At 73.8% G+C, this 23,681-nt stretch carries 19 protein-coding genes; 14 read left to right on the forward strand and 5 right to left on the reverse strand.

The annotated features are described in order from the left end of the window. Positions 1-149 precede the first annotated feature (149 nt). From L7N97_RS05710 to L7N97_RS05725, 4 genes are all read left to right on the forward strand, one after another. Positions 150-1,781 carry a hypothetical protein gene (locus tag L7N97_RS05710; protein WP_237477378.1) on the forward strand — a complete coding sequence of 544 codons (1,632 nt, stop codon included), beginning with the start codon at positions 150-152 and terminating at the stop codon, positions 1,779-1,781. Positions 1,782-1,860: 79 nt separating this feature from the next. Then, on the forward strand, positions 1,861-2,202 hold the full coding sequence (locus L7N97_RS05715) for a cupin domain-containing protein (protein ID WP_237477379.1): 342 nt from the start codon (positions 1,861-1,863) through the stop codon (positions 2,200-2,202). Positions 2,203-2,307: 105 nt separating this feature from the next. Continuing rightward, positions 2,308-3,177, forward strand: a complete 870-nt coding sequence (locus L7N97_RS30040; protein ID WP_305069249.1) for a protein-methionine-sulfoxide reductase heme-binding subunit MsrQ — start codon at positions 2,308-2,310, stop codon at positions 3,175-3,177. Between the two features lie 12 nt (positions 3,178-3,189). Then, entirely contained in the window at positions 3,190-4,797 is a 1,608-nt protein-coding gene (locus L7N97_RS05725) for a hypothetical protein (RefSeq protein WP_237477380.1), read from the forward strand. A 337-nt stretch (positions 4,798-5,134) separates the two neighbouring features. Here L7N97_RS05725 and L7N97_RS05730 read toward each other — a convergent pair whose 3' ends face one another. Next, positions 5,135-5,938, reverse strand: a complete 804-nt coding sequence (locus L7N97_RS05730) for a tetratricopeptide repeat protein (protein WP_237477381.1) — start codon at positions 5,936-5,938, stop codon at positions 5,135-5,137. Positions 5,939-6,185: 247 nt separating this feature from the next. Here L7N97_RS05730 and L7N97_RS05735 point away from each other — a divergent pair, with 247 nt between their 5' ends. Then, entirely contained in the window at positions 6,186-7,202 is a 1,017-nt protein-coding gene (locus L7N97_RS05735) for a carbohydrate kinase family protein (protein WP_255721615.1), read from the forward strand. 13 nt (positions 7,203-7,215) lie between these two features. On the opposite strand, the gene L7N97_RS05740 is transcribed toward L7N97_RS05735, so the two are convergent. The 4 genes from L7N97_RS05740 to L7N97_RS05755 form a co-directional block, all read right to left on the reverse strand. Further along, positions 7,216-8,166 (reverse strand): sugar-binding transcriptional regulator, encoded by a 951-nt coding sequence (locus L7N97_RS05740; RefSeq protein WP_237477382.1) that lies wholly within the window; start codon positions 8,164-8,166, stop codon positions 7,216-7,218. A 47-nt stretch (positions 8,167-8,213) separates the two neighbouring features. Beyond that, positions 8,214-9,203, reverse strand: a complete 990-nt coding sequence (locus L7N97_RS05745) for an ABC transporter permease (RefSeq protein WP_237477383.1) — start codon at positions 9,201-9,203, stop codon at positions 8,214-8,216. A gap of 13 nt (positions 9,204-9,216) precedes the next feature. Beyond that, positions 9,217-10,701 (reverse strand): sugar ABC transporter ATP-binding protein, encoded by a 1,485-nt coding sequence (locus L7N97_RS05750; protein WP_237477384.1) that lies wholly within the window; start codon positions 10,699-10,701, stop codon positions 9,217-9,219. Between the two features lie 219 nt (positions 10,702-10,920). Next, entirely contained in the window at positions 10,921-11,877 is a 957-nt protein-coding gene (locus tag L7N97_RS05755) for a substrate-binding domain-containing protein (protein WP_237477385.1), read from the reverse strand. A 283-nt stretch (positions 11,878-12,160) separates the two neighbouring features. On the opposite strand from L7N97_RS05755, the gene L7N97_RS05760 reads away from it, so the two are divergent. From L7N97_RS05760 to L7N97_RS05800, 9 genes are all read left to right on the forward strand, one after another. Further along, positions 12,161-13,672: an FGGY-family carbohydrate kinase gene (locus tag L7N97_RS05760; protein ID WP_237477386.1), complete on the forward strand. Its 1,512-nt coding sequence runs from the start codon at positions 12,161-12,163 to the stop codon at positions 13,670-13,672. 83 nt (positions 13,673-13,755) lie between these two features. After that, positions 13,756-14,790: a zinc-dependent dehydrogenase gene (locus tag L7N97_RS05765; protein WP_237477387.1), complete on the forward strand. Its 1,035-nt coding sequence runs from the start codon at positions 13,756-13,758 to the stop codon at positions 14,788-14,790. A gap of 11 nt (positions 14,791-14,801) precedes the next feature. Then, positions 14,802-16,514: a glycerol-3-phosphate dehydrogenase/oxidase gene (locus tag L7N97_RS05770; RefSeq protein ID WP_237477388.1), complete on the forward strand. Its 1,713-nt coding sequence runs from the start codon at positions 14,802-14,804 to the stop codon at positions 16,512-16,514. A gap of 216 nt (positions 16,515-16,730) precedes the next feature. Continuing rightward, positions 16,731-17,387, forward strand: coding sequence for an HAD family hydrolase (locus L7N97_RS05775; protein WP_237477389.1), 657 nt, complete (start codon positions 16,731-16,733; stop codon positions 17,385-17,387). A gap of 202 nt (positions 17,388-17,589) precedes the next feature. Continuing rightward, the gene (locus tag L7N97_RS05780; RefSeq protein ID WP_237477390.1) at positions 17,590-18,918 is read left to right on the forward strand and encodes an NAD(P)H-dependent oxidoreductase; all 1,329 of its coding nucleotides are present in this window, start codon (positions 17,590-17,592) and stop codon (positions 18,916-18,918) included. 74 nt (positions 18,919-18,992) lie between these two features. Continuing rightward, positions 18,993-20,015, forward strand: a complete 1,023-nt coding sequence (locus L7N97_RS05785; RefSeq protein ID WP_237477391.1) for a thiamine pyrophosphate-dependent dehydrogenase E1 component subunit alpha — start codon at positions 18,993-18,995, stop codon at positions 20,013-20,015. A gap of 232 nt (positions 20,016-20,247) precedes the next feature. Beyond that, a complete protein-coding gene (locus L7N97_RS05790) occupies positions 20,248-21,246 on the forward strand; it encodes an alpha-ketoacid dehydrogenase subunit beta (RefSeq protein WP_237477392.1) in 999 nt (332 codons plus the stop codon). Next, complete coding sequence (locus tag L7N97_RS05795) at positions 21,246-22,706, forward strand: acetoin dehydrogenase dihydrolipoyllysine-residue acetyltransferase subunit (RefSeq protein ID WP_237477393.1); 1,461 nt, start codon at positions 21,246-21,248, stop codon at positions 22,704-22,706. Before L7N97_RS05790 ends, L7N97_RS05795 begins: the two co-directional genes overlap by 1 nt. Positions 22,707-22,857: 151 nt before the next feature. Beyond that, positions 22,858-23,607 carry a hypothetical protein gene (locus L7N97_RS05800; RefSeq protein ID WP_237477394.1) on the forward strand — a complete coding sequence of 250 codons (750 nt, stop codon included), beginning with the start codon at positions 22,858-22,860 and terminating at the stop codon, positions 23,605-23,607. Positions 23,608-23,681 lie beyond the last annotated feature (74 nt).

Below are 23,681 nucleotides of genomic sequence, written 5' to 3' on the forward strand. Positions count from 1 at the left end.
GGGGCTCCGCCGCGGAGGCGCGGGACCGTGACGGCTCAGGGATCGCCCGTCAAGGCGCGCCGGCGCGCCCGACAGGGTGAAGGACTGGTAAGGATTCGTCCTTAACGTGCCCTGAAGCCCACCCCTCGGGCGCCGGACGAGACCGCACGATGCCGCCCCTCCCCGCCCCCGCACGGCTCGCCCTGCCCGCCGCCGTGGCCCTGGTGCTGGCCGGCGCTGCCCTGGCGGCGCCCCCACGTCCGGCCGCGCCCGCGGCTCCGGCCCTGGCTACGGCTTCGGCTCCGGCGGCCTACGATGCCGCGCAGGACCGCGCTGCCCTGGCGGTGGCCCAGGACCGCGCCGCCCGCGCGGCCGACGCGATCGAGGACCTCAAGCGCGAGCTCCAGCCGGCCCACCTCACCGACCCGATGCCGGAGGTCGACCGCACCTTCGGCCTGTCGTCGCTGCGCTCGGACTACGCCGACGCCCAGCGCCGCGCCGCCGGCTACCGCGCCACCCTCGGCGACCAGCACCCGACCCTGGTGGCGACCGAGCAGCTCCTCGAGGACCTCCGCGGCCAGCTCCTCGCCGGCACGCGCCGGGCGCTGGCCTCGGCCGAGCGCGACGCCGCCGACGCCCGCGCCGACGTGGCCGCGGCCGAGCGCCGCCTCGCCGCGGCGGCGGCCGTCCCGCCGCCGCGCGCCCTCCCGGCCGGGGCCCGCGCGGACGCCACGGGCACCGTCGCCCCGCTCGCGCGCCGCGCCGCTTCGCCGCTGGCGCTGCCGCCCGCCGACGCGGCGCCGGCCGCCGCGCCGCGCGTGGACCGCACGGGCGCCGCCGCGGCTCCGCCCGCGCGCCATTCCCTGCGCGGCCTCGCCCTCGCGGCCGCCGCCCTGGGCCTGGCGCTCCTCAGCGCCGCCTGGGCGGCCCTGCGCCTGCTGCGCCCGCGCCGGCCGCGGGCCTTCCCGTCCCCGGTGCGCCGGGTCGAACCCGCGCTCGCCAGCGTGCCGGAGCCGCAGCCCATCCCCGCGCCCGAGACGCCGCGGCCCGCGCCCGAGCCGGCGCCGGCCTCCGTCCCGGACGGCGTGCCGGTGCTCGGGCGCCTGTCCCTGCAGGCCTCCGCGGCCCCCTCGGCACAGGCCATGGCGGGGCTCCACGCCACGCTGCGGGCCGCCTTCGGCGAGGCCGCGGCACGGATGACCGTCCTGGTGGCGCCCGCGGCCGACCTCCCCCTCGGCGACGCCGATGCCGGCGCCTTCGCGCTCGCGCTCGCCGCGGCGGCCGCGGGTCGCCGCCCCCTGCTGATGGAGGCCCGCGCGCGCGGCCGGCTGCGCGGCGCCCTCGCCCCCGCGGGTGCCGTGCCGGTCGCGATCGAGGCCGGCGGCGCGGTCCGCACCCTGTACCGGCTCGGCCCCGAGGGCGCCCCCGTCGCCCTGCTGCCGAGCGACCCCGGCGAGGCGGAGGCCGCCGCGTCCGCCGCGGCCCGGCCGGGCGCCGCGCGGCTGCGCGGGCTCGACGCCTTCGACACGGTGATCCTGGTCGGCGACGACCCCGCCGCGCTGGCGCCCAGCGCCGACCTCGTCCTCATCGCGGCGCCGGCCGACGTGCCCCCCGCGGCGCTCGCCGCCGCGGCCCGGGCGCTCGACGGCGGCGGCCGCCCCTGCGGCGCCGTGCTGGTGGAGCCCGCCCCCGTCCCCGCCCCCCGCCCGTCGCCGCTCCCCCGGCGCCGGGCGGAGCCGGCGCCCGCCGCGCGGCTCGGCCTCCGCGGCACCATCCCGCCGTCGCGCCGCCGCGTCGGCTGACCGGCAACCCTCGCCGGAGGCCGGCGTTGGCGTGCCACGGCGGCGGCCGGCGCCGCCGCGGAAACTCGGGGGACGGGCCATGGCGGATGCGAGCGGGGCGAAGGTCGAGGCGGGCTCGGCCGCCGAAGGCCCGGAAGGGCAGAAGTATCTCGCCAGCGGCCGGTCGCTGTCGATGCGCCTGTGGGAAGGCGAGCCCTCCGGCGCCACCAAGGACCCGGTGCGCCGCGACTACGAGACCGTGGGCTACGTGATCGCGGGCCGCGCCGAGCTCGAGATCGAGGGGCAGACGACCACGCTCGCGAAGGGCTCCTCCTGGGTCGTGCCGAAGGGCGCGTCCCACACCTACCGCATCCTCGAAACCTTCACGGCCGTCGAGGCCACCGCCCCGCCCGCCGAGTCGCACGGCCGCGACGCGGCCTGACGGCTCCGCCGGTCCGGTGAGGGGCCCTTCGCCGCGTCGCCTTGATGGCGACGCGGTCGCGCACCACTCTGTCGTCGACGATTCCCCCAGTCCGAGCGATCATCGATGCAGGCGCGCTTCTTCCCCTGGCTGGACCGCTCGGGCCACCTGTCGATCCTGAAACTCCTCGTCTTCGTGGCCCTGTTCGCGCCGGCCGCCTGGATCGCGGTGCAATTCGACCTCGGATGGCTGAACTCCGACACGGTGAAGTCGCTCATCCACGAGTCGGGCCTGTGGGCCGTGCGGATCCTGATCGTGTCCCTCGCCGTGTCGCCGCTCCGGCGCATCGGGGGGTGGAACAAGCTCATCGCCGTGCGCCGCATGCTGGGCGTCGCCGTGCTGTTCTACGTGCTGGGGCATTTCACGCTCTACATCGTCCAGCAGGGCGGCGACCTCGTCCACGTGGCGAGCGAGATCGCGCTCCGGCTCTACCTCACCGTGGGCTTCGCGGCCCTGCTGGGCCTGGCGGCGCTCGGCGCCACTTCGACCGACGCCATGATCCGGCGCATCGGCCCGGCGCGCTGGAACAGGCTGCACACGCTGGCCTACCCGATCGGCGTGCTGGCGCTGATCCACTACATGCTGCAGACCAAGCTCGACGTCAGCGCCCCCCTGCTGCTGGTCGGCCTGTTCCTGTGGCTGATGGGCTGGCGCCTGCTCAACCGCTTCAAGCGCGGCGAAAGCCTGCCCGCCCTCGCGGCCCTGGCGGTCGCCGCGCCGGTCGTGACGGCCCTGTTCGAGGCCGGGTGGTACCACGTCCGCAACGGCATCGACGTGGCCGACGTGCTGTCCGCCGACCTCAGCCTCGACGACGGGCTGCGCCCGGTCTGGCTCGTCCTGATCGCCGGGCTCCTCGTCGTGGCGCTGCGCGTCGCCCGCCCGCTCTGGAGCCGCCGCCCGCAGCCCGCCCGCCGCCTGCGGGCCGCGGCCGAATGAGGTTTCCCTGATATGCCTCCGCGCACCGACCGCGCCGCCCAGCGCGAAGCCCTCCTCAAGCTCGGCGCCGCCGTGGCCGAGGAGATGCGGGCCGGCCACGGCGGCGACACGGCCGGCACGGTCGGCGACGCGCTGGCCGCCATGCCGCAGGCGACGCTGGAGATCGTCGGGCTCATCGGCCGCGAGGCGCGCCGCCGCCGCCCGGACGCCCACCTCGTCGCGGCCCTCGCCTTCATGTGCGGGCAGGCGCTGGAAACGCTGCGCTACGGCGTCGAGCGCCAGGACCCGGACGCGGCCGCCATGCTCGACGCCGTGCGCGGCCGCCTCGTGCGCGAGGCCCGCTCGGACCGGGCCGACGCCGGCGTGCTGATGCTCGTGACCAAGCAGTTCGCGGTGGCCAAGCTCGACATCGGCGAGGAGCTGCGCGGCGCCATGGGCGACATGCTCGACGAGCAGTCGGACGAGGCCGCCGAAGCGGGGGCCGGCGACCTCGACATGGAGCGCCACCTAGTGGATCTGGCGCGCGAGCTCGGCGACGACGCCTTCGCGATCCACGGCGAGCTGTCCGAGACCGCCTCCTCCTTCCCCATCGACCACCGCCTCGCCATGGCGAGCTTCATGCTCGCCTCCGACGCCGACCCCGTGCGGGACGCCGCGCTGGGCTGGCTCTTCGACCCCGACCCCGAGGTCGCGCCCGCCCTGTGCGGGTCCCTGGTCGAGGAGGCCGCGGCCGGCCGGCTCGGCGGCACGGCGCTGCGCCGCCTCGTGGCGGTGCGCAACTGGCTGCCCGCGGCGGCCCGGCCCGGCGTCGACGCGGCCGTGCGGACGGCGCGGCGCAAGGGCTCCGAACCCGCCCCGCCGCCGGCGTCCGCGGTCGAGGACCTCCGCATCTCGGGCTTCGACGGCTCGGGCGCCGCCAGCGTCTTCGCGCTGGTGCGCGCCGGCAAGCGCCACGCCGTCGCGTCGCTGCTGTTCAAGCTCGGCCACGGCGTGCGCGACGCGTGGGTGCATCGCGACCTCGGCCGCGCCGAGGCGCGGGCGCAGGTCGACCGCGTGGCGGGCGAGATCGACCTCGTGCCGGTGTCGAGCGCCACCGTGCGGCGGCTCCTGGCCCACATGCTCGGCCTCAACGCCGAGGGCGCGCCGCCGCCCTTCGGCGCGCTCGACGCCGCCGAGGCGCTCGGCCTCGGCATCGTCAATCCGGAACCCGCGACGCCCGAGGACGTGGTGGCGCTGGCGCTCGGCGAGGACGAGGGCGAGCCGGACGGCCTCGACGTGTTGGCCGACGCCGCGACCTGGCCGGCGCGCTACGGCTTCATGGGGAGCTGGTTCGAGGACGACGCCGCGGTCGACGAGGCGTTGCTCGGCCGCAAGGGCCTGTCCAGGGCGCGCAAGGTGGACGTGGTGCTCGACGCCGTGGTGGCGCCGCGCCGCCGGCGCTGGGGCGAGATGCTGGCCTGGACGGCGCTGATCACCGCCGACGCGGACGCCCGCGAGGAGGCCACCCGCTTCGCCCTCGCGGCCGCGGCGCTGCTCGGCGACCGCCCCGCCCCCGAGGTGCCGCTGCTGCGCGCCATCGCGGAGAGCACCGTGGAGGCGCGGCGGCTGCGGCGGGGGTGAGGCGCGCGCCGGGGCTCCGCCTCCGGCAGCCCATATGGCGCCGTCAGGGCCCCGTCCGACGCGCCGCTGCCGCGCCTCGCGATCGAGCTCCCGAACGGCCGACCTGAAGTCCGTCCCGGTCGAGACCGTCGCCGGTCGGCGATGCCGCACGCGAAGCATGAGCAGGACGCGATCGCCCGGCGCCGGGCCTCGCCGTCGTGATCGCGCTTGGCCTCGGCTTCTTCGCCTCACTCGCGCCCATATACGGCGGAGTCGCCTTCAGCAGCCGGCCTGTGCGATCCGGCATCATGAGGTTCGAAGACGGGCGATGTCGTCCGACCCGTGCGAGGGATCCGACCTACCGGGATGGGCTGCTTCCCGCCGGCAAGGCCCGCGCCCCGCGCCAGCGCGGATCCTCGGCGATGGTCTGGCGGATCGCGTCCACGCTGGCGGCCGCGTCGGCCGGCGGCATGTCGACCGCGGCCACGCCTTCCGCCTGCTTGAACTTGCCTTCCAGCGACAGCACCAGGGCGTAGTTCTGGCGCACCCGCGCGTCGGCCCTGGGGTTGGCGGCGGCGAGCCGCATGATCTCCTCGGCCTTGGGGAGGTCCTTGGCAAGCGCGTAGGACAGGCCGAGGTTCGACAGCACGGCGGGCTCGCCGGGCCGCAGCTTCAGCGCCGCGTCGTAATAGTTCACCGCTCCCGCGTGGTCGCCGAGCTGATCCGCCGCGGCGCCCTGCGCCGAGAGCACGGACCAGTCCGGCCGGTCCGGCGTGTGGGCGCGCTCCAGCACCGCCATGGCCTCGCGCGGCCGGCCGGCGTCGGACAGCGCCTTGCCGTAGGCGGCGAGCAGCGGCATGTCGTTCGGGCGCTGGGCCGCGGCGGCCTCCAGCACGGCCGTGGCCTGGGCGTATTGGGTGAGGCCGCGCAGCGCGCGCGCGTAGGTGATCGTCGCCTCGACGTCGCCGGGCGAGGCCTCGTGCTTCGCCTGCCAGGTGGCCGCGAAGGCCCTCAGCGCCGCGGGATCGTCGGGCAAGGCGGCGTTGATCGAGCCCGTCGCGTCGCGGTCCGCCACGCAGCCGCCGAGGGCCGACGCCAGTGCCAGGGCCGCGACGGCGCGGCGGAGGACGGCGGAGCGCGGCGGGGCGGCATCTTGCGGCATGGCGGCGGCGCCCATCCTGTCGGGGATCCGGGCCGATCCCCGGATGGGACGGGCATAATCCGCAGAGCCTAACGCCGTATTAACCGTGCGGGCGCGCCGGGGAGCGGCCGTCGAGGCGCGAAATCTGCGCCCCGACCGCCCTCGTACAATTGACATACCGTCGTGACAATTGTACGAAGAGCGCGACTTCGAGCGAGCCGGCAGAGCGTCGACAGGACGCCGCGGCCGAAGCAGGGAGGGAACGTCTTTGGCGGACCATCACGATCGCGCGGACGCCGCGCGGGGAGAAGCCGAGCGCGCGCAGCAAGGCCGCCTCGACTACTCGTCCATCGGCTTCATCACCTTCGACTGCCTCGGCTGGCCCGTGACGGCCATCCCCGAGGGCGGCGGAACGCATTTCATCCAGGACCTCACGCTCGCCGTGTCGGGGGCGGCCGGCACGGCCGTGATCGCGGCCGCCAAGATGGGCCTGTCGGCCCGCGCGGTGGGCGGGGTCGGCGACGACATGATGGGCGACTGGGTGCTCCAGCGCCTCGGCCAGTTCGGCGTCGACACGGCGGCGATGCAGCGCCGGCCCGGCTGGCGCACCTCCTCGTCCATCGTCACGACGCGGCCGGACGGCCAGCGGCCGGCCCTCCACATGAAGGGCGCGACGGGGCAGTTCTTCGTCGACGACGACCTGATGCCGTCCGTGATCGACGCGCGCGTCGTGCATCTCGGCGGCGTCGGCCTGATGGACGCGATGGACCGGGGCCGCAACGCCGAACTGGCGCGCCTGGCGCAGGCCGGCGGCGCGGTCACCACGGCGGACGTCTTCGCGGGCTCGCCCGACGACCTGCCCGCCGTTGCGAGCATCCTGCCCCACACCGACTATTTCATGCCCTCGATCGAGGAGGCCCACGCCCTGACGGGTCGGAGCGACCTCGAAGGCACGGCGGAGTTCTTCCTCGATCGCGGGGTGAGGTGCTGCGTCTTCACGCTCGGGGCGGAGGGCGCCTACTACCACCACCGGGACGGCACGCGTTTCCGCGTGCCCGCGTTCCAAATTGACGTGCGCTGCACCTGCGGCTGCGGCGACGCCTTCGACGCGGGTTTCGCGGTGGCGCTGGTGCGCGGCATGGATCCGGAGACGGCCGTGCGCTTCGCCCAGGCGACCTCCGCCCTCAACGCCCTCGGGCTCGGCTCGCAGGCCGGGGTGGAAAGCTTCGACCACACCTGGGACTTCATGCTCCGCACGCCCCACCGCGAGCGGCGCGCGGCCTGAAGGCGCTCCGTCCTCAGTCCCGCTCGGCGAGGAACTCGGCCACGACCTCGTCGATGATCAGCACCTCGGGCTTGAGCAGCCGCACCGCGGCCAGCACCGTGGTGGCCTTCTCCCAGCCGCCCGACGACAGCACGATGCGGCGCGAGCGGCGCAGCAGCGCGGGATCGGCCGAGATCACACAGTCGTTGAGCGGGTGGTCGATCAGCCGCCCTTCGGCGTCGATGAAGCGGCACAGGATGTCGCCCACCGCCCCGGCGCGGCTGAGGGCGCTGACGTCGTCCTTGCCGATGAGGTTGTAGCGCACCAGCGTGGACGAGGGCGACAGCTCGCCCACGCTCACCAGCGCCACGTCGAGCCGGCCCGCCTGGGCGAACACGTCCTCCATCCCGGTGTGGCGCACCAGGGCGTCGCGCACGTCCGGGCTCGGCGCGAAGACCGGCGCGGCCATCATGTAGCATTCGGCGCCGAGCCGGTCGGCGAAGCGCCAGGCGAACTCGGACGGGTTGAAGGCCGTCGCCCGGGTGAGGCCGCCGAGCAGCGACACCACCGTGAACTTGCCGAACTGCCGCTGCGGCAGCGCCGACAGGCTGGAGCTCAGCGTGCGGCCCCAGCCGAGCCCGATCGTCATGCCGTCTGTCAGGATCGACGACAGGTAGGTGCCGGTGGCGGCGCCGATCAGGTCGGCCGTGTCGGCCGGGTCCTGCGGGCGCGGGATCACGATGGCGCGCTCGACGCCGTGGCGCGTCTCGACCTGCCGCTCCAGCGTCACGCAACGCGTGATCGGGGACGTGACGGTGATCTGCACCGTGCCGTCCTCCCGGCAGGAGGCCAGCATGCGGAGCACGCGGGCGCGCGTCATGCCGAGCGCCTGGGCGACCGCGTCCTGGGTCAGACCCTCCATGTAGTAGAGCCAGGCCGCCCGGGTCCGCACGTCGGCGTCGAGGTCGAAGATTTCGCCGTTCATGAGCAACTCCCGGCCGCCCAGGCGTCCCAGCCCGGTCCCGCGACCGCCTATTTCCGGCGGAACAGGTCGACCAGCACGGCGACGAGCACCACAGACCCGATGATGACCCGCTGCCAATAGCCGGAAACGTTCAGCAGGACAGTGCCGTTCTGCAACACGGTCAACAGGATCGCGCCGAGCACCGTTCCCACAACGGTGCCCTCGCCGCCGCGCAGGCTGGTGCCGCCGATGATGGCGGCCGTGATGGCGCTCAGCATCCAGCCCTCGCCGACGGAGGGCTGCGCCGCGTCCATGCGGCTGGCGTAGAGCACGCCGGCCAGGGCGGCGAAGAGCCCCGCGAGCCCGAACACCAGGAACTCGACCCGCCACACGCGGATGCCGACGAGGTTGGCGGCGTCGCGGTTGCCGCCCACCGCGTAGATGTTGCGGCCGAAGCGCGTGCGCGACAGCACGAACCACAGGAGGGCCCCCGCGAACAGGAACACCAGCACCGGCACCGGCACGCCGAACACCTCGCCCTGCCCGACCGAGCGGAAGGTCGGCCCGAGCGGCCGCACGGGGTAGCCCTGCGTGATGACGAGGTTGAGCCCCGCGAAGATCTCGCCCGAGGCCAGCGTGACGATGAAGGGGTTCAGGCGCAGCTTGGCGATGAAGGCGGCGTTGAAGAAGCCGAGGCAGAGGCCGAACAGCGCGGTGAGCACGAAGACCAGGTAGGGGTTGAGGCCGAGCTTGGTCAGCATCAGCGCGCCCACGACGGCGCTGAGGCCCGCCGCCGTGCCGACCGACAGGTCGATGCCGCCGATCAGCAGCACCAGCGTCTGCCCGAGCGCGACGAGGCCGACGAAGGACGCGTTGCGCATCACGATGGGCAGGTTGCTCAGCGTGAAGAAGTTGGGCGAGGCCACGGCCAGGAGCGTGCAGAGCACGACGAGCGCGACCAGCACGCCGCTCGCCTCCCAGCGCCGGAAGCGCGCGAGCGGGGACGCCCGGCGCCGGGCGGGGCGCGCGAGCGCCCCCTCCATCGTCTGGTCCGCCATGGCCCTCTCCCCCTCAGCTCATCGCCATCTGCAGCAGCGATTCCTGCGTGGCCTCGTCGGCGCGCTGCGCGCCCTTCACCTCGCCCTCGTGCAGCACGAGGATGCGGTCCGACACTTCGAGCACCTCGGCCAGCTCCGACGAGATGTAGACGACCGACAGGCCGGCGTCGCAGAGCGAGCGCAGCACCGTCTGGATCTCGAACTTGGCGTGGACGTCGATGCCGCGCGTCGGCTCGTCGAGGATCAGGATCCTCGTGTCGCGCATCAGCCAGCGGGCCAGGATCACCTTCTGCTGGTTGCCGCCGGACAGGCTCGTGATGGGGTCCGCCCCCGAGCCGATCTTGATGCGGATGCGGCGCACCTGCTCGGCCACCTCGCGCACCATCTCGCCAAAGTTGAGCCCCATCCAGGAGCCGAAGCGCCCATAGCTCGCGATGCCGGCGTTCTCGTCGATGGACAGCACCGGGAAGATGCCCTCGGCCTTGCGCTCCTCGGGCAGGTAGACGAGGCCCAGCCTGATCGCGTCCGCCGGGTGGCGGATCGCGGCGGGCTCGCCGAAGACCTCGACCGTGCCGCTGTCCGCCGCGGTCACGCCGAACAGGCACTTGCCGAGCTCGGTGCGGCCCGAGCCGACGAGGCCCGCGACGCCGAGGATCTCGCCGCGGTGGAGGTCGAGGTCGACGCCGCGGAACTCGCCCGCGCGGGTCAGCCCGCGCACCTTGAGCACGATCTCGGACCGCTCGACGAAGGGCCGCGGCGCGTGGGTGGCGGTGACCTCGCGGCCCGCCATGGTGCTGACCATCTCCTCCTTGGTGGTCGTGGAGGGATCGAGCGCCGCCACCGAGCGGCCGTCCTGCAGCACGGTGATCCGGTCCGCGAGGGCCAGGATCTCGTCGAGGCGGTGGGAGATGTAGAAGATGGAGCCGCCGCGCGCCCGGAACGCGCGGATGAAGGCGAAGAGCTTCTCGGTCTCGCGCGTGGTGAGGGCCGCGGTGGGCTCGTCGAAGATCAGGATCTCGGCCTCGCTGGCCGCGGCGCGCGCGATCTGCACGAGCTGCTGCTGGGCCTTGGACAGGCTGTCGATCGGGGCCGCGGGGTCGATCGACTCGTCGATCTCGAAGAGGGCCGCCGCGGCGCGCTTCCTCGTCGCCGCCCAGTCGACCAGCGCCCTCCCGCCGTTCTGCGCGCCGAGCAGGACGTTCTCGGCCACGCTGAGCTTGGGGACGACGTTGACCTCCTGCGGCGCGATCCCGATGCCGGCCGCCTGGGACTCGCCCGGCGTGCGGAAGACGACGGGTCGGCCGTGCCGCAGCAGCTCCCCGGCCGTGGGCTGGAGGCGCCCGCAGAAGATGTTCATCAGGGTCGACTTGCCGGCGCCGTTCTCGCCGATCACGGCGTGGACCTCGCCGGCCCGCACGCCGAGCGACACCCCGCCGAGCGCCCGCACGGGCCCGAAGGTCTTCTCGATCGCGCGGGCCTCGAAGACGTCGGGGGTCATGGCGGTGGGTTCCGAAAGTTCAGGAATCGTCTGACAGCGAGGATGGATTCCCCCGCTCGTCCCCGCGAAGGCGGGGACCCAGCGCATGATGCCCGGCCGAAGGCCGACGACGTCCTCCCGCCCTCGTCCAGGCAGGACCCGCAGTCATCTCGCCGGCCTGCGGCCGCCTTTTCGCGCTGGATCCCCGCATGCTCGGGGATGAGCGGCCCTGTGGGCCGCTCAGTTCGTCAGGTCGGTCTTTGTGATCAGGCGCGAGCCGGTCTCGTGGTCCATCGGGATCGTGTGGCCCTGGTTCTTGGCCACGGCGTAGACCACCGACCAGTAGCCCTGCTCCCACTGGCGCTGGGCCATGGTGGCGGTGATCACGCCGTCCTTGATGAACTGGATGGTCTCCGGCAGGTCGTCGAGGCCGACGATCTTCACCTTGCCGGCCTTGCCGGCGTTCTGCACCGCGCGGGCCGCGCCGATCGGGTTCGACGCGTTGCAGCCGAAGATGCCAACGAGGTCGGGGTGCGCCTGCAGCTCGTTCTCCGTGAGCTGCACGGCCTTGTCGAGATCGTCGTTGTCGGGCTGCTCGAACACGATCTTGACGTCCGGATGCTTGGCCATGGCGGCCTTGAAGCCCTGGATGCGGCGGATGTGGTCCTGCGCGGTCAGGCTGCCCGACAGGATGCCGACGTTGCCCTTGTCGCCGATCTGCTTGGCCAGGTACTCGGCGAGGTCGTAGCCGTCCTGGTAGGAGTCCTTCTGGCCCACGAAGGGGAAGCGGTCGGCGCAGTAGGAGTTGAAGGTCGACACGTTGACGCCGGCCTTCACGGCCTCGTCGAGCACCTGGTTGTTCGTGGCGGGGTCGAGGCAGGACACCACGAGCCCGTCCGGGTGGCGGGTGATGTCGGTCTCGATGCGGGCGTTCTGGTCCGTCACGTCGGCCTGGGGCGGCTGGTCCCAGATCACGTCGACGTTGATGCCCTGCTTCTTGTATTCGTTCGCGGCGAATTCCGAGCCGGCCTTGACCACCTCGTACCAGGGGTGGATGACCTTGGGCACGAAGATCACGGTCAGCGGCTTGGTGATCGGGTGGATCAGGGTGCTCTGGTCGGCGCCGCCGGCCGCGTGGGCGGCGGGTGCGGCGAGAAGGCCGGCGAGCAGCGTCGTCGTCAGCAGGCGGCGTTCCATGGGCGTCCTCCGTCGGGTTCCGCGGCGGCCGACGCCGCTCGCGCAGCGCCCGTGGTGTTCCACCTCGACGCCGTTCCGGCGAGCTTTCTCGAAAATTGTACGGCCGTCAATACAATTGTTGGACGGATCCTGCGCGGCTCGGCGCGTGCTGACCGTTCTGTTGACAGTCCTGCCGCGGCCTGGGCCGGACGCGTCCTGGACATATTGACATCTGCGCGGACAAATGTCTGATTGCGCCGGGGCGGCCCAGGAGAAGGCGGCCTTCGTAAAGGGGAGGCGCGCCGTGGGGACCCGACGCATCCTGGGCATCGACACCGGCGGCACCATGGCCAAGGCCGCGCTGTTCGACCTCGACGGCCTTGAAGTGGCGAGCAGCCGCTGCCCCAACGCGGTCTCGTTTCCGGCGCCCGGCCACACCGAGGTCGATCCGGAAGGGTTCTGGCAGGCGGCCTGCCGCGCGGCGCGCGGCGCCCTGGAGGCGAGCGGCACCGACCCGCGCGACGTGATCGCGGTCTCGACCACCGGCCACGGCAACGGGCTCCACGCCGTCGACGCCGAGGCCCGCCCGGTCGCCCCCGGCATCATCTCGACCGACAGCCGCGCCGGGAGCGTCGGCGCCGAATGGGAGGCCGCCGGCTACGGCGAGGCGGCCCGCGCCGCCATCATGCAGCGCTTCTGGCCCGGCCAGACCCTGCCGCTGCTCGGCTGGTTCGAGCGGCACCGGCCGGAGGCGCTGGAGCGCGCGGCCGGGATCTTCGGCTCGAAGGACTACATCCGCGCCCGCCTCACCGGCGACATCTCGACGGACATCACCGAGGCGGCCGTGTCCGGCCTCGCGGACCTGTCGACGGGGGGCTACGCGTCGGCGCTGTTCGAGCGGCTCGGCCTCGCCCGCATGCTGCCGAAGCTGCCGCCGATCCGGCCCTCGCTGGAGGTGGCGGCGGCCGTGTCGGCCGAGGGCGCCGCCGCGACTGGCCTGCGGGAGGGCACCCCCGTGGTGCGCGGCCTGACCGACGTGGTGGCCTGCGCGGTCGCGTCCGGCGTCGGCGCGGTCGACACCATGTCGGTGATCGCCGGCACCTTCTCGATCAACCAGACCCTGCACGAGACCCCGCGCCGCTCCTCCGCGCCCGTGCTGCAGATCCCCTACCCGATCGGCGGCCTGTATCTCGCGACCGAGTGCTCGGCCACCTCGGCGGGCAACCTCGAATGGCTGTGCCGCACGGTGCTGGGCGCCGAAGCGGCGCGCGCCTCCGCGGGCGGCCGGTCCATCTACGACCTGTGCGGCGACTGGGTCGGCACGGCGCTGGAGCGGCCGGGCGGCGTGCTGTTCCTGCCCTTCCTGTTCGGGGGGCCGGACGGCGCCCCGGCCGGGCTCGTCGGCCTCAAGGCCAGCCACGACATCGCCGACGTGGTGCGGGCCGTGTTCGAGGGCATCGCCTTCGCGCACAGGATGGACGTGTCCAGGCTGAAGACGGGCGGCGATGCCGCGGCCCCGCGCGTGGCGCGCCTCGCGGGCGGCGCGTCGCGCTCGCCCATCTGGCCCCAGGTCTTCGCCGACGTGCTCGGCCTCGACGTCGAGGTGCCCGAGGGTGGCGAACTCGGCGCCAAGGGCACCGCCATGGCGGCCGCCGTGGCGCTCGGCCACTACCCGTCGCTGGAGGCCGCGGCGGACGGCATGGTCCGCATCGCGCGGCGCTACCGGCCCGACCCGGCGCGGGCCGCCATCTACGACCGCGAATACACCCGCTTCGAAGCCGTCGCGCGCGCCCTGGCGCGCGTCGACTTCGGCTGACGCGCGACAATCGAACAGCGCGAGCCCGTGCACGGGCTCGACGGCCCGCCCTGGCGGCCCGACGCGACATCTGGAGAACGGCCATGAAGGCAGGACTGCTGAGGGCGCCCAACACGCTCGTGCTGGAAGACGTGCCCGATCCCGAGCGCGGCCCGGGCGACCTCATCCTCAAGGTGCGCGCCGCCACGGTCTGCGGCACGGACATCCGCATCTATCGCGGCCGCAAGACCGCCGGCGTGCGCTACCCGTCCGTGATCGGCCACGAGTTCTCGGGCGAGATCGCCGAGGCGCCCGAGGGCGGCCCCTTCCGCGCGGGCCAGCGCGTCTGCGTCGATCCCGCCATCCCGTGCGGCCACTGTCCGTATTGCAAGCTCGGCCACGAGCACATCTGCGAGAACCTCACCGCCATCGGCTACGAGGTCGACGGCGCCTTCGCCGAATACATCCGCATCCCGGCCCGCGCGGTCGAGAGCGGCAACGTCCACGTCATCCCGGACGACCTGCCCTTCGAGCAGGCCGCGCTGGCCGAGCCCTTCGCCTGCGTGATCAACGGGCAGGAGCGCGTCGGCGTGTCGGCCGGCGAATCCGTGGTGGTGCTGGGCGCGGGGCCGATCGGCCTGCTCCACGTCAAGCTCGCGCGCCTGTCGGGCGCCCGCTCCGTGATCGTCAGCGAGCCGAGCCCCGGCCGCCGCCGCGCCGCGCTCGACGCCGGGGCCGACATCGCCGTCGACCCGGCCGCCGAGGACCTGGCCGAGATCGTCAGGGGCGCGACCCGCGGGGTCGGCGCCGACGTGGTGATCGTCGCGATCGGCGTGCCGGCCCTGGCCGACGCCGCGCTCGGCCTCGTGCGCCGGCGCGGGCGCGTCAACCTCTTCGCCGGCTTCTCGGTCGGGGACAGCGCGAAGATCGACATCAACGCCATCCACTACCGCGAGATCCTGGTGACGGGCTCGTTCGGGCTCGGCCGCGTCCACTTCGAGCGGGCGCTCGACCTCATCGCGTCGCGGCGCATCGACGTCGAGCCCTTCGTGACGCACCGCTTCGGCCTCGCCGGCCTCGGCGAGGCGCTCGCCACCGCCGAGGGCGGCTCGGCCATCAAGGTCGCGATCCTGAGCTGAGGAGCCGCATCATGGCGTCCGCCGACCCCGCCCTCCGGCGCGCCCGCGCCCCCGCGGCCCGCTATCCCGTCGTCATCGTCGGGGCGGGCATCAACGGCGCGGGCCTGTTCCGCGACCTCAGCCTGCAGGGCGTGGACTGCCTCATCGCGGACGCCAACGACGTCTGCGCCGGCGCCTCGGCGGGGCCGTCGCGGCTGATCCACGGCGGCATCAAGTACCTGGAGACGGGCGAGTTCCGGCTGGTCGCGCAGTCGACGCTGGAGCGCAACCTCCTGCTCAAGAACGCGCCCCACTACGTGAAGCCGATCGAGACGGTGCTGCCGATCCCGTCCTGGTTCGGCGGCATCGTGCCCTCGATCCTGCGCTTCCTCGGCCGGCCCGCCAAGCTGAAGGACCGCGGCGTCCTCATCACCAAGGCGGGCCTCGCCATGTTCGACTGGTTCGGCCGGCGCCACCGCGTCATGCCGCGCCACGGCGTCGCGCTGCACGCCCGCACCCGCGCCGACTTCCCCGACATGGCGGACAACATCGTCGCCACCGCGACCTACTACGACGCCCGCATCACCCACGCCGAGCGGCTGGGGCTGGAACTCCTCCTCGACGGCATGGAGGCCAACCCCGGCAGCCTCGCGGTGAACCACCTCGCGCTGGAGGGCGCGGAAGGCGGCGCCCTGCTGCTGCGCGACACGGTCGGGGGCGCGCTGCACCGCGTCGAGGCGGGCATCGTGGTGAACGCCGCCGGCGCCTGGATCGACGGCGCCAATGAGGCCCTCGGCCTGCCGACCCGGTACATCGGCGGCAACAAGGGCTCGCACCTGCTCGTCGACAACCCGCGGCTCCTCCACGCGCTCGGCGGCCGCATGGTGTATTTCGGCGCCGCCGACGGCCGCGTCGCCCTGCTCTACCCCTTCATGGGCCTCGTGCTGGTCGGCTCGACCGACATCCCCGTGACGGACCCCGACGAGGTCCGCTGCACCCCGGAGGAGCGCGACTACATGATCGGCACGGTGCGGGAGATCTTCCCGCATATCCCGATCAAGCCGGACGAGGTCGTCTACACCTATTGCGGGGTGCGGCCGCTGCCGCGCAGCGACGCCTCCGACCCGGGCTCGGTGAGCCGCGACCACTCGATCCGCACCGACCGGCTGCCGGGCTCGGGCGCGCCGGTGCATTCCCTCATCGGCGGCAAGTGGACCACCTTCCGCGGCTTCGCGGCCGAGGCGGCCGACCTCGTCCTGAAGGACCTCGGCCGGCCGCGGCGGCTCTCGACGGAGCTCATGCCGATCGGCGGCGGGCGCGACTATCCGGCGACGGCGGATGAGCGGCGCGCCCTGCTCGCGGCCATCGCGCGCGCCGGGGCCTCGCCGGCCCGGGCCGAAACGCTGCTGGAGCGCTACGGCACGCGGGCCGGTGCGGTGGCGCGCTGGTGCGCGGACCGCCAGGACGCGCCCCTGCCCGCCCTGCCGGCCTACACGCGCGCCGAGCTCGGCTATATGATGGAGAACGAGATGGTGGGCCGGCTGACCGACCTGCTGTTCCGCCGCACCGACATCGCCCTGTCGGGCCGCCTGACCCCGGAGGTGGCGCGCGCCGCCGCCGCGGTCGGCGGCGACGTGCTCGGCTGGGACGCGGCGCGCCAGGCCGACGAGCTGCGCCGCGTGGGCGAGCGCGCCGCGGCCTTCCACGGCATGGACCGCGCCTTCGCGCCCGGCGAGGCCGCCTGAACCTCGTGACGCTCCTCTTTCCGCTACCCCTCTCATCCTGAGCCGGCCCGCAGGGCCGTGTCGAAGAGCCTGCCCCGAGTTCATCGGGGGGACACAGCAGCAGGCCGCTGCCGCGCGGCGGGCGCCTGCGCCCTTCGACACGGGCGCTCCGCGCCCGGCTCAGGATGGAGGAGGTTGCAGGTCGTCCGACCTTCGACGCTTTCCGGAGTCCCCCGAATGCCCGACCTCGTGATCTTCGACTGCGACGGCGTCCTCGTCGACAGCGAGGTGCTGGCCGTCGAGGCCTTCTGCGAGGTTCTGGTCGCGGCGGGCGTGCCGGCGGAGCCCGCGATGATCGCCCGCTGCTTCGGCATGAAGCAGGCCGACATCCTGCGGAGCGTGGAGCGTGACACCGGCGTCGCGGTGCCGGACGCCGTGGCGGACGCCCTGTGGCCGGCGACCCGCGCCCTGTTCGACCGGAGCCTCCGCCCCATGCCGGGCGTGGCCGAATTCATCGCGGGGCTGGGGGACCGGCCGCGCTGCGTCGCCTCCTCGTCGAGCCTGGAGCGCATCCGCTTCAGCCTGGCGAAGACCGGGCTCGCCGACTTCTTCGGCGAGCACGTCTTCTCCTCGCAGATGGTCGCGCGCGGCAAGCCGGCGCCGGACCTGTTCCTGTTCGCCGCCGAACGAATGGGCGCGCTGCCGGAGCGCTGCGCCGTGATCGAGGATTCGGTGTTCGGCATGCAGGGCGCGCGGGCGGCGGGCATGCGGGCCATCGGCTTCCTCGGCGGCAGCCACATCGTGCCGGACCACGGGGCGAAGCTGCTCGCCGACGGCGCCGAAGCCGCGCTCGCCACCTTCGCCGAGGTCGAGCGCCGGCTCTTCGCCGCCTGACCGGCGCCGGGCGGAGCCGCGCCCGTGAGGCATCGTGACGCTCGCGTCTTCGACCTCCGGATGCGGAACGCCGCACGCCGGCTCGGGCTTCGTATGGCGCGACCCCGCCCTGCCGAAACGCCTCGGTTCGGCCGATGATTTGTATTGCGAACCGTACAAATGTTCAGTACGGTCCGGGCATAAACACAGGGGGAGGATGGCCATGATCGGGATGGTGGGTCTCGCGGCGGAGCTCGCCGCCCATGCCGAGAAGCACGGGCCGGTCACGATCGGCCTCGCCGGCGCGGGCCAGATGGGCACGGACATCGTGGTGCAGGTCGGCCTGATGCCGGGCGTGCGCATCGGCGCCGTGTCCGAGCTCAGGATGCAGAACGCGATCGACGCGATCCTCATGTCGGGCCGCGAGCGCGGCGACATCGTCGACGCGTCCTCGGCGGCCGACATCGACCGCGCGATCGAGACGAACCGCATCGCCGTCACGGCGGACTACAAGGCGCTCTGCTCGTCCGGCCACATCGACGTGGTGATCGACGCCACCGGCAACCCCAACGTCGGCACGCTCGTGGCGCTCGAAGCCATGCGCAACGGCAAGCACGTGGTGCTGCTCAACGTCGAGGCCGACATCACCATCGGCCGCTACCTCAAGGAGGAGGCCGACAAGGCCGGCGTGGTCTTCACCGGCGCGGCCGGCGACGAGCCCGCCTGCGCGCTGGAGCTGATCGCCTTCGCCCAGAGCTGCGGCTTCGAGGTCGTGGCGGCCGGCAAGGGCAAGAACAACGCCCTTCAGTTCGACGCCATGCCGGCCGACTACGAGGAGCAGGCGCGCGCCCGCAACATGAGCGCCCGCATGCTGGTGGAGTTCGTGGACGGCTCCAAGACCGCCATCGAGATGACCGCCATCGCCAACGCCACGGGCCTCGTGCCCGACGTGCCCGGCATGCACGGCCCCGCCGCCTCGCGCGAGCAGCTCGCCCAGGTGCTCTGCACCGAGGCCGACGGCGGCATCCTCAAGAAGACCGGCGTGGTCGACTATTCGATCGGCAAGGGCGTCGCGCCCGGCGTGTTCTGCATCGTCAAGCCGCGCCACGACCGCGTGAACGAGCGCATGGTGGACCTCAAGGTCGGCCCCGGCCCCTGCTTCTCGCTGCTGCGGCCCTACCACCTCACCAGCCTCGAGGTGCCGCTCTCGGCGGCCCGCGCGGTGCTGCACCGGCGCGCCGACATGGTGCCGCTCGACCGCCCCGTCGCGGAAAGCATCGCGGTGGCGAAGCGCGACCTCCAGCCCGGCCAGACGCTGGAAGCCATCGGCATGAACGACTACCGCGGCTTCGCCATGGCCTGGGAGGACGCGCGCCGCGAGGGCGCCATGCCGCTCGGCCTCGCCGAGAAGGCCCGCGTCACCCAGCCGATCAGGAAGGGCGAGAAGATCACCTACGCCAACTGCGTGCCGGACGAGTCCCTCATCGTCACGCAGATCCGCCGCCGGCTCGACCAGGCGGACGCCCGCTTCGTCACCGGCGCGGCCGCCTGACGCCTCCGGGCCACGAAGCCATGCCCGCGGGCGCCGCCCGCGGGTTTCCCCACCTTTCGCGGACGAGCCCCACCATGGTCGACGTCGCCACGATCCCGCCGGCCGCCGCCGCGGGCAACCTGCCGGACATCTACCGACGCCTCGGCGCCGATGCCCTGCGCGGCGCCCTGAAGAAGATGCACCTGATCCGCCTCTTCGAGGAGGGCGCCGAGCAGGCCTACATGCGCGGCCTGATCCACGGCACGATGCACCTGTCGATAGGCCAGGAGGCCAGTGCGGTCGGCATCTGCATGCCGCTGACCGACGCCGACTACATCACCTCGACCCACCGCGGCCACGGCCACTGCATCGGCAAGGGCGCCGAGGTGAAGCGGATGTTCGCCGAGTTCTTCGGCAAGGAGACGGGCTACTGCCACGGCCGCGGCGGCTCCATGCACATCGCCGACGTGTCGAAGGGCAACCTCGGCGCCAACGGCATCGTGGGCGGCGGCATCCCGATCGCGGTCGGCGCCGCGCTCTCGGCCAAGCGCCGCAAGACCGACAGCGTGGTCGTGTCCTTCTTCGGCGACGGCGCCAACAACGAGGGCGCATTCCACGAGGCCCTCAACATGGCCGCCGTGTGGAAGCTGCCGGTCGTCTTCGTGTGCGAGAACAACCGCTACGGTATGTCGACCTCGACGGCGCGCTCCACCGCCGTGCCGGACGTCGCCACCCGCGCGGTCGCCTACAACATGCCGGGCGTGATCGTGGACGGCAACGACTTCGGCGCCGTCGCGGCGGCCTCGTTCGAGGCGGTCGACCGGGCGCGGCGCGGCGAGGGGCCGAGCCTCATCGAGAGCAAGACCTACCGCATCCGCGGCCATTCGCGCTCCGACCGCAACCGCTACCGCACCAAGGAGGAGATCGCCGAGTGGCAGGCCCGCGACCCGATCCTCGCCTTCGAGGGCGAACTCGCGAGCCTCGGCCTGATCGACCAGGGCGAGATCGACGCGATCAGGGCCGAGGCCGAGAAGGAGATCGAGGAGGCGGTCGCCTTCGCGGCCGCGAGCCCCGCGCCGACCCCCGCCGACCTGACCCGCTTCGTCTACGCGGACTGATCTCGGACCGACCGAAGCCCCTGCCCTCGTCCTCAGCCGGGCCCGCCCCGAGCCTGACGAGGGGTCCGGGGCTTCACGCCGGGTCGGGACGATCCCGACGCTCCGCCTTCGACACGGCCGCCCCGCGGCCGACTGAGGATGAGGAGACCGGGACCTCACGGCTCCGGGCCGCTCATCCTGCCGTCGCGCCGCCCGCGGCGCTCCACAAGAAACGCGACACGAGGGAACGACCATGGACGCCGCCGTCCGCGAACTCACCTATGCCCAGGCCATCCAGGAAGCGATGGCCCTCGCCATGGAGGCCGACGAGACCGTCGTGCTGATGGGCGAGGACATCGGCGTCTACGGCGGCGCCTTCCAGGTGACGGGCGACCTCGTCCACCGCTTCGGCGAGGACCGGGTGATGGACACGCCCATCTCCGAGCTCGGCGGCGCCGGCGTCGCGGTCGGGGCCGCGATGACGGGCCTGAAGCCCATCTTCGAGTTCCAGTTCTCCGACTTCGCCACGCTGGCGATGGAGCAGATCGTCAACCAGGCCGCCAAGATGCGCTACATGCTGGGCGGCGAGGTGAGCGTGCCGCTCGTCATGCGCTTCCCGTCGGGCTCCGGCACCGGCGCCGCGGCCCAGCACAGCCAGAGCCTGGAAGCGTGGCTGGCCCACGTGCCGGGGCTGAAGGTGGTGCAGCCTTCCACGCCCCACGACGTCAAGGGCCTGCTGCTCGCGGCCCTGGCCGACCCCGACCCGGTGATGATCTACGAGCACAAGCTGCTCTACAAGAGCAAGGGCCCGGTGCCCGAGGGCCACTACACCGTGCCGATCGGCAAGGCCGAGGTGCGGCGCGCGGGCCAGCACCTCACCATCGTCGCCACCTCCATCATGGTGCACCGCGCCCTCGACGCCGCGGCGAAGCTCGCCGAGGAGGGCATCGAGGCCGAGGTGATCGACCTGCGCTCGCTCCGCCCCATGGACACGGCCACCATCGCCGAGAGCGTGAAGAAGACCGGCAAGCTGATCTCGGTCTACGAGGGCGTGAAGACGCTCGGCATCGGCGCCGAGATCTCGGCCGCCATCGCGGAAAGCGAGGCCTTCGACTACCTCGACGCGCCGATCATGCGGCTCGGCGGCGCCGACTGCCCCATCCCCTACAACCCCGATCTCGAGAAGGCCGCCGTGCCGCAGGTCGCGTCCATCCTGGAGGGCGCCCGCGCCCTCGCCCGCGGGAGGGTCTGATGCCCAGCGAAGTCATCCTGCCCCGCGTCGACATGGACATGGCGACCGGCAAGATCTCGAAATGGCTGGTCGACGACGGCGCCCCCGTGAAGAAGGGCCAGCCGCTGTTCGAGATCGAGACCGACAAGGCCGCGATGGAGATCGAGGCCGAGGCCTCCGGCACGGTCCGCACCCTGGCGCAGGCCGGCGGCGAGGACGTGGCGGTGGGCAGCGTCGTGGCCCTGATCTACCGCGACGGCGAGAGCGAAGCGGAGGCCGCCGCGCCCGCGGCTCCGGCCGCGACCGAGGCCCTGCTGCGCGACGGCCGGACCGACGCGGCGCCCCCGCCCGCCTCCGGCGCCGCCGCGCCGGTCGCCGCTCAGGCCTCGAACGGCCACGCGCAGAGCCTGGACGGCGCCGCCGACCGCGCCCGCGCCACCCCGCTGGCCCGCCGTCTGGCGCGCGAGCGCGGCCACGACCTCGCCGGCCTCAACGGCACCGGCCCGCGCGGCCGCGTCCAGGCCTCCGACGTGCCGGGCGCCGTGGCGGCCGCGGCCGCCATCTCGGCCACCACGGCACCCCCGGCTCCCGGGGCCGTCGCGGTGCTGCGCGACGCGCCGACCGACGTGCCGCCGGCCGTTGCGACGCCGCCGGCCGTCGCCGCGCGCGCCCCTGCCCCGGCGCCCGCCGCCGCGCCGGCACCCGCGGCATCCGCCCCGGCCCGCCGGTCCGACGCCGGCCGCCTCGCGACCTTCCGCGACGGCGCGGGCGCGCCGCTGGTGCTGCTGCACGGCTTCGGCGCCGACCGCGACGGCTGGCGGCCCTTCCTGCAGGGCTACGACGGCGGCCGGCCCGTGCTGGCGCTCGACCTGCCGGGCCACGGCGGCGCGGCCCTCGACGGGGCGGCCGGCTTCGACGCGCTGGTCGACGACGTCGAGGCGGCGCTGGCCGAGGCGGGGCTCGGGCGCTTCACCCTGGTCGGCCACTCGCTCGGCGGCGCGGTCGCGGCCGCGGTGGCAGCGCGGGGCGCGGTGGACCTCGAAGCGCTGGTCCTGCTCGCCCCGGCCGGCCTCGGCCCGGAGATCAACGGCGGCTTCGTGCAGGGCTACCTCGCGGCCGCCTCCGAGGCGTCGATGGCGCCGTGGCTGCGCGAGCTGGTGGCCGACCCCGCGCTCGTGACCCCGGCCTTCGTGCGCCTGAGCCTGCGCGCGCGGGAGCCCGCGGTCGAGAGCCAGCGCCGGATCGCCGCCGCGGTGTTCCCGGACGGCACGCAGAGCTTCTCGATCCGCGCCGACCTCGCCCGCGTCGCCTGCCCGGTGCGCGTCGTCGTCGGCACGGCGGACCGCATCGTGCCGGCCCGCCACGCCGACAGCCTGCCGGCCCTCGTCGCCCTGCACCGGCTGCCGGGCGTCGGCCACCTGCCCCAGATCGAGGCGCGCGAGACCGTGCAGGCCATCATCGCGCAGGCGATGCGCGGTTAGGCGTGCTCCGGGGCGCGCCGCCGCCCCGGACCGCCGAAGCTCTGAGGCCGCAGGGTTTTCGACCCACGCGGACGTTGGCGGGATGATCCCGCCGGTCTATATTGATTCATGTGAACCCGTGCCGCCTCAGGCGAGATCGAGGTCCCGTTCCATGAGTTCGACGAACAGCCTGCTCCACGCCCTCAAGGACCAGATCCGCAACGTCAAATACTCGATCCGGGCCGAGGCCCACATGCCCGGCTCGATGGTCCCGCGCGCGCTGCAGAGCCGGGAGGTGCGGCGCCTGACCAGCCTCGGCTCGGTGGTGAGCATGCCCGCCTTCCGCTTGGCGGACGGGCTCGTGACGCGGGTCGAGACCATCGCCATGGACCTGCTCGGCGCCCCGTGCCGCGGCGGCCAGGTCGTGGTCGAGCCGGTCGACGGCTACCTCGCCGACCATTTCGAGTTCGTCGACAAGATGTTCGCACTGCTCAAGCGCATCATCGACGCCAAGCACGGCCCGAGCGTCTTCGTGGCCGAACAGGCGCTCGACGCGGCCTGGAGCACGGTGGCGAAGCGCCTGCCCGCCGGGGGCGCCGGCGTCGACCCCGTGCTGGCCTGCGCCGTGCTGGCCGAAGCCGTGGCGCGCACCGGGGCCGTGCGGCAGCTCGGCTACCAAGCCGGCGCGACCGAGACCAACTTCACCGGCGCCCCGGCGCGCTATTGCGGCCTCGTCGCGGGCCTGATGATCGCCGTCGCGTCCGCCCAGCCCGAGGCCGCCGGGGATGGCGCCGCCCTGCTGGAAAGCGCCGACAGCGCCGTCAACGCCCGCTTCGACCGGTTCCGCCGGGCCCTGGCCGGCGAGGATGCCGCCGAGGCGGTCGCGGCGGAATACCGCAAGCTGGTTCCCTTCCTGCCCTGACGGACCCTCGCCGGTTCACACGTCCCTCCGGCCGGCGGGGTCCGCCCTTCTCGCCTCGCGGGGAGAAGGGCGCC

The sequence above is a fragment of the Lichenibacterium dinghuense genome (assembly GCF_021730615.1).
Classification (GTDB): domain Bacteria; phylum Pseudomonadota; class Alphaproteobacteria; order Rhizobiales; family Beijerinckiaceae; genus Lichenihabitans; species Lichenihabitans dinghuensis.

Excerpts from the sequence above, each read along its gene's own strand:
- L7N97_RS05710 (WP_237477378.1), top strand. The coding sequence starts at position 150 with ATGCCGCCCCTCCCCGCCCCCGCACGGCTCGCCCTGCCCGCCGCCGTG.
- L7N97_RS05715 (WP_237477379.1), top strand. The coding sequence starts at position 1,861 with ATGGCGGATGCGAGCGGGGCGAAGGTCGAGGCGGGCTCGGCCGCCGAA.
- L7N97_RS30040 (WP_305069249.1), top strand. The coding sequence starts at position 2,308 with ATGCAGGCGCGCTTCTTCCCCTGGCTGGACCGCTCGGGCCACCTGTCG.
- L7N97_RS05725 (WP_237477380.1), top strand. The coding sequence starts at position 3,190 with ATGCCTCCGCGCACCGACCGCGCCGCCCAGCGCGAAGCCCTCCTCAAG.
- L7N97_RS05730 (WP_237477381.1), bottom strand. The coding sequence starts at position 5,938 with ATGCCGCAAGATGCCGCCCCGCCGCGCTCCGCCGTCCTCCGCCGCGCC.
- L7N97_RS05740 (WP_237477382.1), bottom strand. The coding sequence starts at position 8,166 with ATGAACGGCGAAATCTTCGACCTCGACGCCGACGTGCGGACCCGGGCG.
- L7N97_RS05745 (WP_237477383.1), bottom strand. The coding sequence starts at position 9,203 with ATGGCGGACCAGACGATGGAGGGGGCGCTCGCGCGCCCCGCCCGGCGC.
- L7N97_RS05750 (WP_237477384.1), bottom strand. The coding sequence starts at position 10,701 with ATGACCCCCGACGTCTTCGAGGCCCGCGCGATCGAGAAGACCTTCGGG.
- L7N97_RS05755 (WP_237477385.1), bottom strand. The coding sequence starts at position 11,877 with ATGGAACGCCGCCTGCTGACGACGACGCTGCTCGCCGGCCTTCTCGCC.
- L7N97_RS05765 (WP_237477387.1), top strand. The coding sequence starts at position 13,756 with ATGAAGGCAGGACTGCTGAGGGCGCCCAACACGCTCGTGCTGGAAGAC.
- L7N97_RS05770 (WP_237477388.1), top strand. The coding sequence starts at position 14,802 with ATGGCGTCCGCCGACCCCGCCCTCCGGCGCGCCCGCGCCCCCGCGGCC.
- L7N97_RS05775 (WP_237477389.1), top strand. The coding sequence starts at position 16,731 with ATGCCCGACCTCGTGATCTTCGACTGCGACGGCGTCCTCGTCGACAGC.
- L7N97_RS05780 (WP_237477390.1), top strand. The coding sequence starts at position 17,590 with ATGATCGGGATGGTGGGTCTCGCGGCGGAGCTCGCCGCCCATGCCGAG.
- L7N97_RS05785 (WP_237477391.1), top strand. The coding sequence starts at position 18,993 with ATGGTCGACGTCGCCACGATCCCGCCGGCCGCCGCCGCGGGCAACCTG.
- L7N97_RS05790 (WP_237477392.1), top strand. The coding sequence starts at position 20,248 with ATGGACGCCGCCGTCCGCGAACTCACCTATGCCCAGGCCATCCAGGAA.
- L7N97_RS05795 (WP_237477393.1), top strand. The coding sequence starts at position 21,246 with ATGCCCAGCGAAGTCATCCTGCCCCGCGTCGACATGGACATGGCGACC.
- L7N97_RS05800 (WP_237477394.1), top strand. The coding sequence starts at position 22,858 with ATGAGTTCGACGAACAGCCTGCTCCACGCCCTCAAGGACCAGATCCGC.